Source organism: Pseudomonas sp., assembly GCF_046581935.1.
In the GTDB taxonomy this organism is placed as follows: Bacteria; Pseudomonadota; Gammaproteobacteria; order Pseudomonadales; family Pseudomonadaceae; genus Aquipseudomonas.
Genome location: NZ_JAYGFK010000014.1, coordinates 119818 through 135239, shown reverse-complemented (window position 1 = coordinate 135239; position 15422 = coordinate 119818). Strand labels below are relative to the sequence as shown.

General features: G+C 60.9%; 14 protein-coding genes and 1 tRNA gene. 2 read left to right on the top strand and 13 right to left on the bottom strand.

Annotated elements, in window-relative coordinates:
- Positions 1 to 15: 15 nt before the first annotated feature.
- Positions 16 to 1353 (bottom strand): NADP-specific glutamate dehydrogenase, encoded by a 1338-nt coding sequence (gene gdhA, locus VCA57_RS11450; RefSeq protein WP_411185146.1) that lies wholly within the window; start codon positions 1351 to 1353, stop codon positions 16 to 18.
- A 338-nt stretch (positions 1354 to 1691) separates the two neighbouring features.
- A tRNA-Arg gene (locus tag VCA57_RS11445) sits at positions 1692 to 1766 on the bottom strand.
- 119 nt (positions 1767 to 1885) lie between these two features.
- Here VCA57_RS11445 and VCA57_RS11440 point away from each other — a divergent pair.
- The gene (locus tag VCA57_RS11440) at positions 1886 to 2365 is read left to right on the top strand and encodes a GNAT family N-acetyltransferase (protein ID WP_411185145.1); all 480 of its coding nucleotides are present in this window, start codon (positions 1886 to 1888) and stop codon (positions 2363 to 2365) included.
- A 55-nt stretch (positions 2366 to 2420) separates the two neighbouring features.
- Here VCA57_RS11440 and VCA57_RS11435 read toward each other — a convergent pair whose 3' ends face one another.
- Entirely contained in the window at positions 2421 to 5888 is a 3468-nt protein-coding gene (locus tag VCA57_RS11435; protein ID WP_411185144.1) for an indolepyruvate ferredoxin oxidoreductase family protein, read from the bottom strand.
- A 200-nt stretch (positions 5889 to 6088) separates the two neighbouring features.
- Here VCA57_RS11435 and VCA57_RS11430 point away from each other — a divergent pair, with 200 nt between their 5' ends.
- A complete protein-coding gene (locus VCA57_RS11430; RefSeq protein WP_411185143.1) occupies positions 6089 to 6556 on the top strand; it encodes an Lrp/AsnC family transcriptional regulator in 468 nt (155 codons plus the stop codon).
- A 355-nt stretch (positions 6557 to 6911) separates the two neighbouring features.
- On the opposite strand, the gene VCA57_RS11425 is transcribed toward VCA57_RS11430, so the two are convergent.
- From VCA57_RS11425 to phnG, 10 genes are all read right to left on the bottom strand, one after another.
- Complete coding sequence (locus VCA57_RS11425) at positions 6912 to 8132, bottom strand: MFS transporter (RefSeq protein ID WP_411185142.1); 1221 nt, start codon at positions 8130 to 8132, stop codon at positions 6912 to 6914.
- Between the two features lie 202 nt (positions 8133 to 8334).
- Positions 8335 to 9084, bottom strand: coding sequence for a phosphonate metabolism protein PhnP (phnP, locus tag VCA57_RS11420; protein WP_411185141.1), 750 nt, complete (start codon positions 9082 to 9084; stop codon positions 8335 to 8337).
- On the bottom strand, positions 9075 to 9638 hold the full coding sequence (gene phnN / locus VCA57_RS11415) for a phosphonate metabolism protein/1,5-bisphosphokinase (PRPP-forming) PhnN (protein ID WP_411185140.1): 564 nt from the start codon (positions 9636 to 9638) through the stop codon (positions 9075 to 9077). The genes phnP and phnN overlap by 10 nt, the downstream gene beginning before the upstream one ends.
- Positions 9638 to 10783 carry an alpha-D-ribose 1-methylphosphonate 5-triphosphate diphosphatase gene (locus VCA57_RS11410; RefSeq protein WP_411185139.1) on the bottom strand — a complete coding sequence of 382 codons (1146 nt, stop codon included), beginning with the start codon at positions 10781 to 10783 and terminating at the stop codon, positions 9638 to 9640. Before VCA57_RS11410 ends, phnN begins: the two co-directional genes overlap by 1 nt.
- Positions 10773 to 11492 (bottom strand): phosphonate C-P lyase system protein PhnL, encoded by a 720-nt coding sequence (phnL, locus tag VCA57_RS11405; protein WP_411185138.1) that lies wholly within the window; start codon positions 11490 to 11492, stop codon positions 10773 to 10775. The genes VCA57_RS11410 and phnL overlap by 11 nt, the downstream gene beginning before the upstream one ends.
- Before the next feature lie 88 nt (positions 11493 to 11580).
- A complete protein-coding gene (phnK, locus tag VCA57_RS11400; RefSeq protein ID WP_411185137.1) occupies positions 11581 to 12390 on the bottom strand; it encodes a phosphonate C-P lyase system protein PhnK in 810 nt (269 codons plus the stop codon).
- Positions 12387 to 13265: an alpha-D-ribose 1-methylphosphonate 5-phosphate C-P-lyase PhnJ gene (locus VCA57_RS11395; RefSeq protein WP_411185136.1), complete on the bottom strand. Its 879-nt coding sequence runs from the start codon at positions 13263 to 13265 to the stop codon at positions 12387 to 12389. The genes phnK and VCA57_RS11395 overlap by 4 nt, the downstream gene beginning before the upstream one ends.
- Positions 13262 to 14353: a carbon-phosphorus lyase complex subunit PhnI gene (locus VCA57_RS11390; protein WP_411185135.1), complete on the bottom strand. Its 1092-nt coding sequence runs from the start codon at positions 14351 to 14353 to the stop codon at positions 13262 to 13264. The genes VCA57_RS11395 and VCA57_RS11390 overlap by 4 nt, the downstream gene beginning before the upstream one ends.
- Entirely contained in the window at positions 14353 to 14964 is a 612-nt protein-coding gene (gene phnH, locus VCA57_RS11385) for a phosphonate C-P lyase system protein PhnH (RefSeq protein WP_411185134.1), read from the bottom strand. The genes VCA57_RS11390 and phnH overlap by 1 nt, the downstream gene beginning before the upstream one ends.
- The gene (gene phnG / locus VCA57_RS11380) at positions 14964 to 15410 is read right to left on the bottom strand and encodes a phosphonate C-P lyase system protein PhnG (protein ID WP_411185514.1); all 447 of its coding nucleotides are present in this window, start codon (positions 15408 to 15410) and stop codon (positions 14964 to 14966) included. The genes phnH and phnG overlap by 1 nt, the downstream gene beginning before the upstream one ends.
- Positions 15411 to 15422 lie beyond the last annotated feature (12 nt).

The following is a 15422-nucleotide window of genomic DNA, read 5'->3' as shown; positions in this document are numbered from 1 at the left end:
GTAAACCCGTAAGGGTTAAACCACACCCTGCGCCAACATGGCATCGGCAACTTTGACAAAGCCGGCGATATTGGCACCTTTGACGTAGTTGATCCGGCCGTTCTCTTCACCGTAACGCACACAGGCACTGTGGATGTTTTGCATGATGCTGTGCAGGCGTTCGTCCACTTCACCGGCGCTCCAGTTCAGGCGCATGGCGTTCTGGCTCATTTCCAAGCCGCTAGTAGCAACGCCACCGGCATTCGAGGCTTTACCTGGCGCGAAACAGATACCCGCCTCGATAAACAGGTCCACGGCTTGCAGAGTCGACGGCATATTGGCGCCCTCGGCTACGCAGAAGCAGCCGTTGCTCAGCAAAGCCCGAGCGTCTTCAACATCCAGCTCGTTTTGCGTGGCACACGGCAGAGCGATGTCGCATGGCAAATGCCAAGGACGCTGACCGACGAGGAAGTTCAGGTTGAAGTGCGCGGCCATTTCGCTAAGCCGACCACGGCGCACGTTCTTTAGCTCCATCAGGTGCTGCCATTGTTCCTCGGTCAAGCCATCCGGCGTGTGCAGAGTGCCCTCGGAATCCGACAGAGAAACCACTGTGCCACCCAGCTCCATAACCTTCTGCGCCGCATACTGCGCCACGTTACCCGAGCCAGAGATCGCCACGCGCTGCTTGTCGATGCCGCGCTTAATACACTTGAGCATTTCCTGGGCAAAATACACGCAGCCATAGCCAGTGGCTTCCGGGCGAATCAGGCTGCCGCCGTAGGTAATGCCCTTGCCGGTCAGTACCGAGGTGAACTGATTGGCCAGGCGTTTGTACTGACCAAACATATAACCAATCTCACGGCCGCCCACACCGATATCACCGGCAGGCACGTCCACGTCAGCACCAATATGGCGGTATAACTCGCTCATAAAGGCTTGGCAGAAACGCATCACTTCGTTGTCGCTCTTGCCCTTCGGATCGAAGTCCGAACCACCCTTGCCGCCGCCCATAGGCAGCGAGGTCAACGAGTTCTTAAACACCTGCTCAAAGGCCAAGAACTTGAGCACACCGAGGTTGACCGAAGGATGGAAGCGCAGGCCGCCCTTGTATGGGCCAATAGCGCTGTTCATCTGCACGCGGTAACCACGGTTGACCTGCACACGCCCTGCATCATCGACCCAGGACACACGAAACATCACCACCCGTTCCGGTTCGACCATGCGTTCAACGATGCCAGCCTGCAGATAACGCGGATTGGCCTCAAGGAACGGCCACAACGAACGCAGCACCTCCTCGACAGCCTGATGAAACTCAGGCTGGTGAGGGTCACGCTGTTTTAGGCGGGTAAGGAAAAGCTCGACGGATTCGCTCATATGGGTATCCCTGCAGAGCCCATACACTGGGCAGATCGGCTAAAAAGTGCGCCGCACTTTAGCAGCCACAATCGCACTTAAACAGCGCAAAATGTCGCCTTAACGAATCTTTTTGGTGCATTGATATAAAAATACGGCGGATCACGGCGGATTAACGCCGACATATATCGCCCACATACAGAGCGTTACCGCACAAATTTGAGGCGCTCAACTTTTCCAGAGACACAGAAAGCCCGCTAAAACACTCGTAGCCGAGGCATAGACAGAAGCAATTGCATCAGGGGCTGAGCCGATAAAGAGGCGCGCGGTAGGCGATTGAGCGCCTACGGCAATGAAGATGGCGTTCCCAACTGGATTCGAACCAGTATCTAGCCCTTAGGAGGGGCTTATTCTATCCATTGAACTATGGGAACCAGTGCTGGGTAGGCGGGCCACCCGGCGGGCTGGCATCTTAGCGAGGATGGACCGTTTTGTCATGCGGCTGCCACTATCCCAGCGCCATACTGCAAACGAACTGTCATAGGAGGTCACCATGCGCCCAGCGGCTTCACAGCACCTACCGGACTCACCCTTTGCCGATTTCCATCTGCGGGCGGCCAGCATTAACGATGCGGCACCTCTGGCCACATTACTGCAACAGTTGGCCCCCGAAGAACCTCGCGCGGATGCCAAGCTGCTGGCGTTACGCCTGAGTGAGCTACCGGCCAGTCGAGTAGTACTGGTGGCTGAGCGCGACGGTAAATTGCTTGGCACCTGCACGCTTAACCTGATTGAACATCTAGCGCATAACTTTGCGCGCTCGGCGATTCTTGAGGACGTGGTGGTGGATGCCAACGCGCGCGGCCTAGGCGTTGGCCAGGCACTGACGGGCAAAGCCATCGAACGTGCCCGCGCCTGGGGCTGCTACAAAGTGGCGCTGTCCAGCAGCCAGAGCCGCGAGGCAGCCCATGCGTTCTACGCCGCCTTGGGCTTTAAGCCGCACGGTATTAGCCTGGCGCTGACGCTGGACTAACCCGCCAGCCGCGCCAGCCCCCTGCTACCGCGTTTGCGGGAACAGGGGCTAGGCTTCAGGCGGCGGGTTCGAACAGCTGCACAGCGGTGATTTCCCGCTGCAGCAGGCGCTCACGCAATTGCACCGCCTGCTCGCGCACCTTAGCAACGCTGCGCGCCTTAACGTGACCATAACCACGAATCTGCTCCGGCAACTCAGCCAGCGCCACAGCGCTGCGGTAATTGTCGGCGCTGAGCTGCTTGAGCACATACGCCAGGTTCTGCTCGTAGTCGTCGATCAGCTGCAGCTCCAGCTTGCGTTCGGCGCTGTAGCCGAACAGGTCCAGCGGTGTGCCGCGCAAGAACTTGAACCTGGCCAGCACGCCAAACGCCTTGAGCATCCAAGGACCGAACTGACGCTTACGCGGCTCGCCGCTACTCACTTCCGGCTTGCTCAACCAAGAGGGTGCTAGGTGAAACTCCAGGCGGTAATCGCCGCTGAACTGCGCTTCCAGCTGACGGATAAAACTGCCGTCGCTGTAAAGCCGCGCCACTTCATACTCATCCTTGTAGGCCAGCAACTTGAAGTAGTAGCGCGCCACAGCTTTGCTCAGTGCTTGGTCAGCACTCTTGTCGACCTGTTGCACCCGCGCCACTTGCTCGCGGTAGCGCTCAGCATAGGCGGCATTCTGGTAAGCGGTCAGGCGCACAACGCGGTCAGCGACGATCTCTTGCAAGGTTTGGCAATGCGGCGTTTCGCTCACGTCTGGTTTAGCCAGACGCTCCACGGCGGGCAGATCATGCCCCGCTCGACGCCCCCAAAGAAACGCCTGTTGATTAAGCTGCACAGCCACGCCATTAAGCTCGATGGCGTTGTCGATGGCCTCGGCGGATACCGGCACCAAACCCTTCTGATAGGCAAAACCGAGCATAAACAGGTTGGTGGCGATGCTGTCGCCGAGTAGGCGTGTGGCCAGGCGGCTGGCGTCGACAAAGTGAGTCTTGCTCGCCCCCACGGCTTCGATCAGCGCGTCACACATGGCCGCGCCGGGCACCTGGGCATCGGGGTTACGGGTGAACTCGGCGGTGGCGGACTCATGGCTGTTGACCACCGCATGGGCGATCTTGTCATTCAGTTTGGCCAACGACTCTTCGCTGGCCGACACCACCAAGTCACAGCCCAACAAAAGGTCAGCCTCACCTGCAGCGATACGTACGGCGAAGATATCGTCCTGCTTGGCCGCGATGCGGATGTGGGTGATCACCGGCCCGAACTTCTGCGCCAGGCCGGCCTGATCGAGCACGCTGCAGCCCTTGCCTTCACTGTGCGCAGCCATGCCCAGCAATGCGCCAACCGTGGTCACCCCGCTGCCACCAACACCCGGTAAAAGGATATTCCAGGGACGCGTCAAGCTGGGTTGTTTAGGCTCTGGCAAGGCGACAAACAACGCCCCTTGGCCAACCGCGCCGGGCTTGCGTAACTCACCACCATGCACGGTGACAAAGCTGGGGCAAAAGCCTTCAACACAGCTGAAATCCTTATTGCAGGCATTTTGATCAATCTCGCGCTTGCGCCCCAGCTCGGTTTCCAGCGGCAGCACCGACAGGCAGTTGGATTTCACGCTGCAGTCGCCACAGCCCTCGCACACCGCCGGGTTGATAAAGGCGCGCTTCTGCGGATCGACCAGTTTGCCGCGCTTGCGCCGACGGCGTTTCTCGGTGGCGCAGGTCTGGTCATAGATGATCACCGAGCAACCCTTGAACTCGCGCAACTCACGCTGCACCGCATCCAGATCGCGGCGATGATGGAAAGTAACGATGGGCGCAAAGGTGCTACGAGTCGGGTATTTCTCCGGCTCGTCGGTGACCAGGGCGATGCGTTTCACCCCTTCGGCGTAAACCTGCTGGCTCAACTGATCGACGCGCAGTTCACCGTCGATGGGCTGGCCGCCGGTCATGGCCACGGCGTCGTTGTAGAGAATCTTGTAGGTGATATTCACCCCGGCAGCCACGGCCGCGCGCAGGGCCAACTGACCGGAGTGGAAGTAGGTGCCGTCACCGAGGTTCTGGAAGATATGCGGCGTGTCGGTAAACGGCGCCTGGCCGATCCAGGTTGCTCCCTCGCCACCCATCTGGGTAAAGGTGTCGGTGTTGCGGTCCATCCACTGGGTCATGTAATGGCAACCGATACCGCCTTGCGCGCGGCTGCCTTCCGGCAGTTTGGTCGAGGTATTGTGCGGGCAACCCGAGCAGAAATGCGGGGTGCGCACGGTGGTGTGCTTCGGTGCTGCCAGGGAAGCTTCCTTGGCCGCGAGAAAGGCCAGACGTTCTTCGATCTGCGGGCTGCTGTAGATCGGTGCGAGGCGCTTGGCGATCGCACGGGCGATCATCGCCGGGGTCAGCTCGGACAGGTTCGGCAGCAGAGAATGGCCGGACTCATCGAACTCGCCCACGACTACCGGACGCTTGCCCACCGGCCAGTTGTACAGCTGGCCTGTGAGCTGGTCTTCAATGATGCCGCGCTTTTCCTCGACCACCAGAATCTCGTCCAACCCTTCGGCAAACTCATGCACCGACACCGGCTCCAGCGGCCAGCTCATACCGACCTTGAACACGCGCAGGCCCACTTGGGCGCACAAGGCGTCATCCAGGCCGAGATCATCCAGGGCTTGGCGCACATCCAGATAGGACTTGCCGGTGGTGATAATGCCCAGACGTGGATTGGGCGAATCGAGCTTGATCTGGTTGAGGTTATTGGCCAGCGCAAAGGCGCGGGCGGCGTAGATCTTGTAAGTATTGAGCCGCGCTTCCTGGGCCAGGGGTGGGTCCGGCCAGCGGATATACACGCCGTCTTCCGGCAGCTGGAAATCCTCGGGGGCTTTCACTTGCATGCGTAGCGGGTCGACATCTACCACGGCAGAAGAGTCGACGTTTTCGGCGATGGTTTTCAGCGCCACCCAGCAACCGCTGTAGCGCGACAGCTCCCAGCCGATGATGCCGTAGTCTAGAATTTCCTGAACGTTGGCCGGGTTGAGCACCGGGATCGACGCTGCGATAAACGCGTGTTCGCTCTGGTTGGCGATGCTCGAGGATTTACAGCCATGGTCGTCGCCGGCCAGCAGCAATACGCCGCCATGCTCGGATACCCCGGCCGAGTTGCCGTGTTTGAACACATCACCGCAGCGGTCCACGCCTGGCCCCTTGCCGTACCACATGGCGAACACGCCATCGTAGCGCGCACCGGGAAACAGGCTGGTTTGCTGGCTGCCCCACACCGAGGTAGCGGCCAACTCTTCATTGACGCCCGGTTGGAAGTGAATGTGGTTGTCCTTGAGGTACTGCTTGGCGTCCCACAGGCTCTTGTCGAGGTTGCCCAGCGGCGAGCCACGGTAGCCAGAAATAAAGCACGCGGTATTCAGGCCATGGGCTGCGTCGCGTTGCTTCTGCAGCATCGGCAAGCGGGTCAGCGCCTGGGTGCCGGTCAGGTAGAGGTGACCGGTAGCAAGGCGGTACTTGTCATCCAGGCGGATCTCGGCCAGAGACATTAGGGCGCTCCTTTTATTATTTTGGCGAGCTGAGGTGGCTACGGTTAATGCCACCTCTCTAAGCCTAGCGTGGGATCACCACGCGAGGCGCACGGCTAAGAATATGAACGGAGCGCCTGGATAATTTCTTTCTAATTCGCTGATGAAAAGCCAATATTGCGCATGACCTTTCCAACAAATACAAAAATCCGGAAACAATCATGCAAGAAAAGCTCAGCCCCATCGACCGCAAGATTCTTCGCCTGCTGCAACACAACGCCGACCTCTCAGCGGCCGAGGTCGCCGAGAAGGTTGAGTTGTCGCAATCACCCTGTTGGCGGCGCATTCACCGCATGCAGGAAGAAGGCATCATCGAGCGCAAGGTCGCCCTGCTCAGCCACAAACAACTGGGCTTTAGCATCACGGTGTTTGTCGATATCAAACTCTCGGCCCATGGCCGCAGCAACCTAGAAGAGTTTGAGCAGGCAGTGGTCGGTTACCCCGAGGTGCTGGAGTGTTTCACCATGGCCGGCGGCTCGGATTACCTGCTCAAGGTGGTGGCCAAGGACATCGCCAGCTACGAACGCTTTCTGCGTGACCACCTGCTGCAACGCCCGCACGTACACGAAGCGCACTCGCATATCGCCATGAGCGAGGTTAAGCGCACCACTGAGTTGCCGCTGGATTGAGCAGTGTTGTAGCCCGGATGTAATCCGGGACATGGGAGGCACGACTTCCCCGGATTGCATCCGGGCTACGGGCAATATATCGCGGCTAAAACGCGGGAGAACGATGCCTCGTAGGGTGGGTTAGCGACGCCGAACACCGCTCGATAATCCAACTTCGATAGCAGCGCGGCGCGTAACCCACCAGACAATCGAACACGTTGCACCAATGGTGGGTTACGCCGCGCCTAAACCTCGTGACGCCTAACAAACGCGGTAGGCGGCTAACCCACCCTACGAACTGCACATCGCGGCTAAAGCCCCTCCCACAGCCAGTGCATATCCGTGGGAGGGGCTTTAGCCGCGACAAGATTTGGCGTTATAACGTCTGTGCACGCTGCAACTGGGCACTGTTGGGCTGCGCCCTTCCCGCCCACCAGAGCGCCAACGGCCCGATCAGCAGCAACAGCCCCATCAGCGCAAACGCGGCCCACCAGCCGAGCAGGCTCTTGTCACCCAACATATCCAGACTGATGCCAAACAGCAGCGGGCCGAGAAAGGCGCCGCTAAAGCCGGTGCAGGAATACAGCGCCATGGCCGCGCCGCGATGGCTGGCCGGTGCAACCGCGATCAGACCAGCAGTCAGGGACGACGAGTCGGCCGTCACGGCGATGCTGTAGAGCAGCACCAATACCAGCATCAACCAGAACGGCAAGGCCGCACTAAGGCCTATAAACACAGCCAACGCGGCCGAGCTGAGCATTACCGCAATCAGCCAACGTTGCCGGCCGAAACGCAACGCCAACTCGTTGCCGAAGACGCTCGCGGGCATGCCGATCAGCGTCACCAGCATCCCCACCGAAGTACCCGAAAGCCAAGGATCACTGCCCTGCAACTGCCCGGAAAACACCACAAAGGCCACCACCCAAGCGCGCAGGGCAAACAGTTCAAGGTTATGCATGGCATAGGCCAGGCAATAAGCCACAACCGCACGGCTCTTCAGCGGAGCCAGATCCAGTAATTTGCGCGAGGCATGTTGCACCACTGCCTTGGGCGGCAAGCCCCAATAGACCATGGCCCAAGCCAACAACGCGCACACGCCGCTGAGCAGAGTTGGCAGCTGCCAGCCAGCCAACTTGGCCAGCTCGCCAGCGAGGATAAATGACAGCGCCGTGCCCAGACCAAAACTCGCCGTATAGAAGGCCACTGCGCGGGTCTGCGCCGGCCCCTCGATGCGCTCAGACAATGCCCTGAGCCCCGGCATATAGGTGCCGGCCAAGCCGATGCCCGCCAACACTCGCCAGGCAAGCGCCGAATAGAAGCCATCAGCAAACACGAAACAGGCATTGGCCACCGCGGTTAACAGCATCGCGGCGAGGTAAATCAGCCGTGCATCGTATTTATCAGTCAGCCCGGTAAGGATCGGCACCGCCACCATATAGCCGAGGAAAAAACCGCCACCGATCCAGCCGGCCTGAGTGTTACTCAGCCCCCATAGCGCCTGAAAGTCCGGCAGCAACGCGGCAAACAATGCAAAGCCCGCCATGCCTAAGGCTTCTGCAGCGCACATCAGCAGAGTCAGGCGTTGGGCGCTAGTCATAACACCACCAACACGTAGGGTGGGTTAGCGACGCCGAACACCGTTCGATAAGCCAATTGCGATAACGGAGCGGCGCGTAACCCACCAGGCAATCGAACGTGTTGCGCCGATGGTGGGTTACGCCGCGTGCTGAATCGCACGATGCCTGATAAGCGCGGCAGGCGGCTAACCCACCCTACGCATGCAGCCTGCGCCTGCTTATTCATAACACCTGCCCATCAAAAGCCAGGCTAACCCCAGCCGGCAAGGCATAGGGGTTGTCTAGCAGCCAAGTATCAAAGCTGTGGCCAATATGGGTTAGTACGGTCTGCTGCGGCTGCAGTTGCTCAACCACCTGCAGGGCGCGGGTTAGGTCATTGTGATTGCGTGGCGCGACAGCTTGCGGCGCAGTGGAGCAGTCCAGCACCAGCAGATCCAGCGGTTGTTGGCGCAGCACTGCGGCGCTGGCGTCTGGTACGCCGAGAGTGTCGGTGAGGTAGGCGATGCGTCGGCCGTCACCTTCAATGAGGTAGCCAAAGGTCAGCTTGGAGTGATTGAGCGGCAGCGCCGTGACGCGCAACTCGCCCAACTGCCGCCGCTCGAACGCCGCAAACGGCTGGCTGAAATCAAGAATGCCGGGGTGCTTATACAGGTCGGCAAGCCCTTCAGGGTCATCCGGGCCATGTACCGGGATAATCAGCCCCTGGCCCCAGCGCAAGTGCAGCAAGCCCTGAGCGTGGTCGGCGTGGTAGTGGGTTTGCAGAATGCCGGTCAGGCTATGCGGCGCGAAGCGTTCGCACAGATCGGTCAGGCCCGAGTCGACCAGCCAGCGCTGCGCGCCGCATTCAATCAACGCGCAGCAGGGGCCACGCCGGCGGGCCGGATACACCCGCGCACTGTCGCAGGCTGGGCAACTGCAGTTATACACCGGCACCTGCCGCGCATCGCCGGTGCCCAACAGCGTTAAGCGCATGTGCGACTGGCACCGATCAGCATTAGCAGGTTGTCGCGCGCGTGCTCAATCGATGCCGAGTTATCCAACAGATGCAGGCCATCACATTCGGCGGCTGCAGCGTCGAACTGGGCATTACGTGCCAGACGCTGCTCAATCTGCTCAATGCTTTCACGACCACGCCTGAGCAAGCGCTCACGCAACACCGCTGGCTCGACCGTGAGCAATACGCCAATCAAGTCGGGATAGCGCAGCCGGGCCTCTGGCAAGTAGGCCCGCGAGCCATTAACCAGCACATCCTGCCCCGCCGCCAGCCAGTCATCGATCTGCTGGGGGATGCCATAGGCCAGATCGTTGGCCCGCCAACTCAGGGCGAAGCCACCGGCTGCTTCCTGCTGGTCGAACTCGGCCGAGGTCACGCCAATGGCATCCTCACCGACCGCTTCCGCCGAGCGGGTAATCACCCGTCGGGCGATCAGGCAATCACGCTCAGCCAAGCGCTCACGCGCGGCATCCAACAGGCTGTCCTTGCCCGAGCCCGAAGGCCCCATCAGATAGATCAACCGGCCGCTCATCAGAACACCCTATGTGCTTGTCGCCAGACTTGCTGGATCACCGCCTGCCCCTCATGCAGCTTTGCCTGCAGCAGATCGGCGCGCAGACCAACGCGAATCTCCCCGCGATCATGCAGCCCGGCGGCATGTGCCGGCAGGCGGCTGACGGTAGCAATCGCCCGAGGCAGATCATAGTCGTTGTCTTGCGCTGCCAACATAAAAGCCGCCTGCAGCAGGCTGGCGGGATAGTAGTCGCTGGAGAGAATATCCAACACTTCATGCTGGGCCAGGTCGGCGGCTGCGATATTGCCCGAGTGCGAGCCGCCACGCACGATATTCGGCGCGCCCATCAACACCTTCAAGCCGAGTTCGTGGCTGGCCTTGGCGGCCTCCAGGGTGGTGGGGAACTCGGCGATAGACATGCCATAACCCGCCGACTCCTGCACATGGGCCAAGGTCGCATCATCATGGCTGGCCACCGACAGCCCGCGCATGTGGCAATCCTCGACGATGGCGCGGCGGTGCCGATCACTGAACTCGATGGAGTTGGCCATCTGCTCCTTGATGAACGCATCCATCTCGGCGCTGCTCAAGTGGTACTTGCCCATGTAGTACTCACGGTACTTGTCCTCCTTGGCGAACTGGCGCTGGCCTGGCGAGTGATCCATCACCGAGACCAGTTGTACCAGCGGGTTTTCCACCAGATCACGGAACACCGCTAGGGTATCGGGATGGCACAGCTCGCAGCGCAGGTGCAGGCGGTGATCGGCACGGGCATGCCCGTTTGCTGTGACTTGGGCGATAGCCTCCAACATGGCTGGCAACTGTTGCATGCGCTTGCCGCGCGGGTTGATATCGCCAATCGACAGGGCATCGAACACGGTGGTGATCCCGGCCGACACGATCTGCGCATCGTGGGTTAGCACGGCCGAAGTGGACGGCCAATCCACACCCGGACGCGGGCTCATGTATTTTTCCAGGTTGTCGGTGTGCAGCTCGACCAGGCCGGGCAGCAGGTAATCGCCGGCAAGATCGATGGCCTGCGGCAAACCACTGTTGCCCTCTTCCACCTGGGCAATCAAACCATCACGCAACACCAGGGTGCCGACAAACTCACGTTCGGCCATCACTACCCGCGCATTGGTTAATATCTGTTCAGCCGGCATAGATGTACTCCTGCGTGGATGCTGCATCCGGGGTCATATCGAGGAAACGATCCGCCACCGCCTCGCGCGCGGCACGATCGTGGAAGATGCCGATTAATGCGCTGCCTGCCGCTTTAGCTTCGTTGATCAGCTCCAGCACCACCTGACGGTTGGCGTCATCCAGCGAGGCCGTTGGCTCATCCAATAACATCAGCGGCCAATCGACCATAAAGCCGCGAGCGATATTCACCCGCTGCTGCTCGCCGCCGGAAAAGGTGCCTGGTGCGAGTTGCCACAGGGCTTGCGGGATATTCAGGCGACTCAGCAAACTTTTCGCCCGAGCTTGTGCAGCCGCCTTGCTCCAGCCACGGGCCAGGGCCGGTTCCATCACTACATCCAGGGTCGCGACGCGGGGGATCACTCGGAGAAACTGGCTGACGTAGCCCAGGGTCTGCCGGCGCACCGCCAGCACCTGGCGCGGCTCAGCCCCGACCAGATCAACCCAAGCGCCGTCGTGGCGCATGCGAATGCTGCCGCCAGCGGCCAGGTAGTTGCCGTACAGGGTGCGCAGTAAAGTCGACTTACCCGCCCCGGATTGGCCATGCAGCACCAGGCACTCGCCGGCACACACACTGAAATTCAGCCCGCTCAATACATTCAGCACCACTCCATGCTGCTGATGCAGGGTAAAGGTCTTGCTGAGGCCAGAGACCTCGATAAGCGTATTCATGACTTACCTCATCTTGATTCGTAGCCCGGATGCAATCCGGGGATTTGGCATGTACCGCCCCCGGATTGCATCCGGGCTACAAAGCGCTTTAGGGCTGCAGAACGGACGACACCAGCAACTGCGAATAGGGATGCTGCGGGTCATCAAGAATCTGGTCAGTCAGGCCGGCCTCGACCACGTGGGAGCGGCGCATCACCATCAGCCGGTCGGCCAGCAAGCGCGCCACGGCCAGGTCATGGGTGACGATCACCACCGCCAGATCCAGTTCACGCACCAGGCCGCGCAACAGGTCGAGCAGGCGCGCCTGCACCGACACGTCGAGGCCGCCAGTCGGCTCATCCATGAATATCAGCCGTGGGCTGGAGACCAGGTTGCGGGCGATTTGCAAACGCTGCTGCATGCCACCGGAGAAGGTGCGCGGCAGGTCGTCGATACGCTGCGGATCGATCTCCACCTGCTTCAGCCAGTCGATGCCGGCCGCGCGCAGCTCGCCGTAATGGCGCACGCCTTGGGCCATCAGCCGCTCGCCGATATTGGCGCCGGCCGATACGCCCATACGCAGGCCGTCACGCGGGTTCTGCTCGACAAACCCCCATTCGGTGCGCAACAAGGTGCGCCGTTGCGCTTCGCTGGCGCTGTACAGATCGACCAGACGCCCCTCAGTGTCGCGGTAGCTGACCGTGCCGCGATCCGGCGGGCATCGCCCGGAGAGCAAGCTGAGCAAGGTCGACTTGCCCGAACCGGACTCACCGACAATGCCCAGCACCTCGCCCGGATACAGATCGAACGACACGCCCTGGCAGCCCTTCTCCAGCCCATACAAGCGGGTCAGGTCACGCACGCTGAACAGCGGCTGCGCCGTATCGTTGTGCAGGTGCAACTTCTCAGCAGCATTCATTGCGCGCCCTCCTCTGCAAGGTCTTGGCGTTGCATGCAGTAATCGGTGTCGGAACAGACAAAGCGCTTGCTGCCGGCGTCGTCGACAATCAGCTCGTCCAGGTAGGAATCGTGGCTACCGCAGAAGGCGCAGCATTCGTCCCAACGCTGGATCTCGAACGGGTGATCTGCGAAGTCCAGACTCACCACCCGGGTGTACGGCGGCACGGCATACAGGCGCTTCTCACGGCCGGCACCGAACAGCATCAGCGCCGGGCTCATGTGCAGCTTGGGGTTGTCGAATTTGGGGATCGGCGAAGGGTCCATCACGTAGCGTTCATCCACCGTCACCGGGTAGGCGTAACTGGTGGCGATATGGCCGAAGGTGGCGATGTCCTCGTACAGCTTGACGTGCATCACGCCGTAATCCTCCAGCGCATGCATGGTGCGGGTCTCGGTTTCCGACGGTTCGATAAAGCGCAGCGGCTCAGGAATCGGCACCTGATAGACCATGATCTGATCATTACTCAGCGGCGTTTCCGGAATGCGGTGGCGGGTCTGGATCACCGTCGCTTCGGGCGTGCGGGTGGTGGTTTTCACCCCGGCCGTGCGGGCAAAGAAGCGCCGGATCGACACGGCGTTGGTGGTGTCATCCGCGCCCTGATCAATCACCTTGAGCACATCGTCAGCACCGATAATCGCGGCGGTCAGTTGCATGCCGCCGGTGCCCCAGCCATAGGGCAGCGGCATTTCGCGACCACCGAATGGCATCTGGTAACCGGGGATGGCCACAGCCTTGAGCAGGCCACGGCGGATCATGCGTTTGGTCTGTTCATCGAGGTAGGCAAAGTTATAGCCAACCTCAGTTGCATACTGCGTTTGGGCCTGGGCATTCATGCGCGTTGCTCCTCGGCGGCGGGCTGCTCACCTTGCTGCTTGCGCAGTTTGCGGATCAGCTCCAGCTCGGATTGGAAGTCGACGTAGTGCGGCAATTTCAGGTGCGAGACGAAGCCCGCCGCCTCGACGTTGTCGCAGTGCATCAGCACAAACTCTTCCTGCTGCGCCGGGCCGTCGACTTCTTCAGCGTACTCAGCGGCGCGCAGCGAACGGTCGACCAGCGCCATGCCCATGGCCTTGCGCTCGGCATAACCGAAGGCTAGGCCGTAGCCACGGGTGAACTGCGCATCGAGGCCCTTACCGCCGACGAACTGGTTGACCATCTCGCACTCGGTCACCTCGATATCGCCCAGCGGTACGGCAAAACCGAGTTCTTCCGGCTCTAGCCAAACTTCGACCTCACCAATGCGAATCTCCCCGGCAAACGGGTGATTGCGTCCGTAACCGCGCTGAGTGGAATAGCCCAGCGCAAGGAGGAAGCCTTCATCGCCACGAGCCAGCGCCTGCAAGCGCTGAGCACGGTTAGCGGGAAAATCCAGCGGCTCACGGGTGATATCCGGCACCGCGCCGCCATCGTCCACTTCACGGGTCATCAGGCCTTCGTCAGCGAGAAAGTCCAGCACCCGAGGGCAGGCCGACAGTTCAGCTTGCGAATCAACCTGTGGCCCCGGCTGCTCGCCTTCGGCCAGCAAAGCGAAATCCAGCAGACGATGGCTGTAGTCGAAGGTCGGGCCGAGCAACTGGCCACCGGGCAAATCCTTGAAGGTCGCGGATATACGCCGGCTCAGCTGCATCTGCGTGGTCTCCAGCGCGGCACTGGCACCGAAGCGTGGCAGCGTGGTGCGGTAGGCACGTAGCAGGAATATCGCTTCCATCAAGTCGCCAGCCGCCTGCTTGATCGCCAGCGCCGCCAGTTGCGGGTCGTACAGCGAGCCTTCGCTCATCACCCGAGCCACTGCCAGCGGCATCTGCTCGCGTACTTGCTCAACGCTGAGCTCGGGAATCGCCGTATCGCCACGGCGTTTCTTAGCCAGCAGCAAATGGGCATTGTCGATGGCGCGCTCGCCACCTTTGACGGCAACGTACATTAGGCAGCCTCCTCGGCGTTGAGCAGCACGTGAGTGCTGCGCGGCAGGCCGATGACCTGCTCAGCGAAAGCGAAGAAGGCATCCAGACCACGGGGAAAGGCACTGCGCGCCTGACGCTGCTGCCAGAACACCGCCGGCAACGGTAACTCGACGCAGCGCACGTCCTTGATCCCCGGTCCGCGCCAACGCAAGGACTCACCACCACTCAGCGCCTCAAGCTGAATCAGCAAGGTGCAGGACTGATCCGGGTAGCGCTCGCTGCCATTGTCGAAATCCGACAGGTCGGTCAACTCGTGTTCATCGAGCAGGGCAAACAGCGCCAGCTCGCGCTCGGCGACAATCGGACAGCCACAGTGGAACGACAGGTTGGCGCGAATCGCCGGGGTGTCGAAGCACGGTGCCAGCCACAGCGGTGTATCGCCATCGAGAAAGGCCAGGCACAGGGCGTAAGTCGCCGGGTGCAGGTTTTCCAGGGCCAGGGCGCGGTTCAGCGGTTGCACTAGGCCCGGTTCGGCGAGGGCCTTGAGGGCACTGCGGAAACTGGTCTGCGCATCCAATACCGGGTCGTTAAACGCCGGTTGCAGCCATTGCGAGCTATTCGCCGCGTTCATCAGTCTTCTCCTCTGACCAGGGTGAAAAATTCCACTTGGGTGGTTGCGGTTTCAGCGGCCTTGGCCGCCTGTTGCGCCTGCTGTACGGCCGCCAAGGGTTCGATCAAGCGACTGAGCCAATGTGGTTGCTCGGGACCCTGCAAATGCGCGTCGGCCAGGGCCGCCAGTTCGGCGTGCTGCTTGTCGCGGCCAGCCACGTAGCTGTAACCGGTGCGGCCATCGGCAAGGCGCACCACGCAACGGGTCACGCTCATTTCACCGAGGTTGAACGGGCTGCCAGTACCGCCCATGCGCCCGCGCACTAAGGTCATGCCGATTTCCGGGGCGCGAATCAGGCGATACTCGCTCTCTTTCAAGGCCGACTCATAGGCCGCTAAGCCAGTGCCAGCACGGGCGAGTACGCCCATCCAGCGCTGACGGGTGGCGATGTGCGGATCGCTGTGCAGCAAGTTGCTTTG

Bases quoted from the DNA above. Each gene is read 5' to 3' on its own strand.
- VCA57_RS11425 (WP_411185142.1), bottom strand. From the start codon at position 8,132: ATGACTAGCGCCCAACGCCTGACTCTGCTGATGTGCGCTGCAGAAGCC.
- VCA57_RS11390 (WP_411185135.1), bottom strand. From the start codon at position 14,353: ATGTACGTTGCCGTCAAAGGTGGCGAGCGCGCCATCGACAATGCCCAT.
- VCA57_RS11395 (WP_411185136.1), bottom strand. From the start codon at position 13,265: ATGAATGCCCAGGCCCAAACGCAGTATGCAACTGAGGTTGGCTATAAC.
- gdhA (WP_411185146.1), bottom strand. From the start codon at position 1,353: ATGAGCGAATCCGTCGAGCTTTTCCTTACCCGCCTAAAACAGCGTGAC.
- phnH (WP_411185134.1), bottom strand. From the start codon at position 14,964: ATGAACGCGGCGAATAGCTCGCAATGGCTGCAACCGGCGTTTAACGAC.
- phnL (WP_411185138.1), bottom strand. From the start codon at position 11,492: ATGAATACGCTTATCGAGGTCTCTGGCCTCAGCAAGACCTTTACCCTG.
- VCA57_RS11410 (WP_411185139.1), bottom strand. From the start codon at position 10,783: ATGCCGGCTGAACAGATATTAACCAATGCGCGGGTAGTGATGGCCGAA.
- VCA57_RS11430 (WP_411185143.1), top strand. From the start codon at position 6,089: ATGCAAGAAAAGCTCAGCCCCATCGACCGCAAGATTCTTCGCCTGCTG.
- phnK (WP_411185137.1), bottom strand. From the start codon at position 12,390: ATGAATGCTGCTGAGAAGTTGCACCTGCACAACGATACGGCGCAGCCG.
- VCA57_RS11440 (WP_411185145.1), top strand. From the start codon at position 1,886: ATGCGCCCAGCGGCTTCACAGCACCTACCGGACTCACCCTTTGCCGAT.
- phnN (WP_411185140.1), bottom strand. From the start codon at position 9,638: ATGAGCGGCCGGTTGATCTATCTGATGGGGCCTTCGGGCTCGGGCAAG.
- VCA57_RS11435 (WP_411185144.1), bottom strand. From the start codon at position 5,888: ATGTCTCTGGCCGAGATCCGCCTGGATGACAAGTACCGCCTTGCTACC.
- phnP (WP_411185141.1), bottom strand. From the start codon at position 9,084: ATGCGCTTAACGCTGTTGGGCACCGGCGATGCGCGGCAGGTGCCGGTG.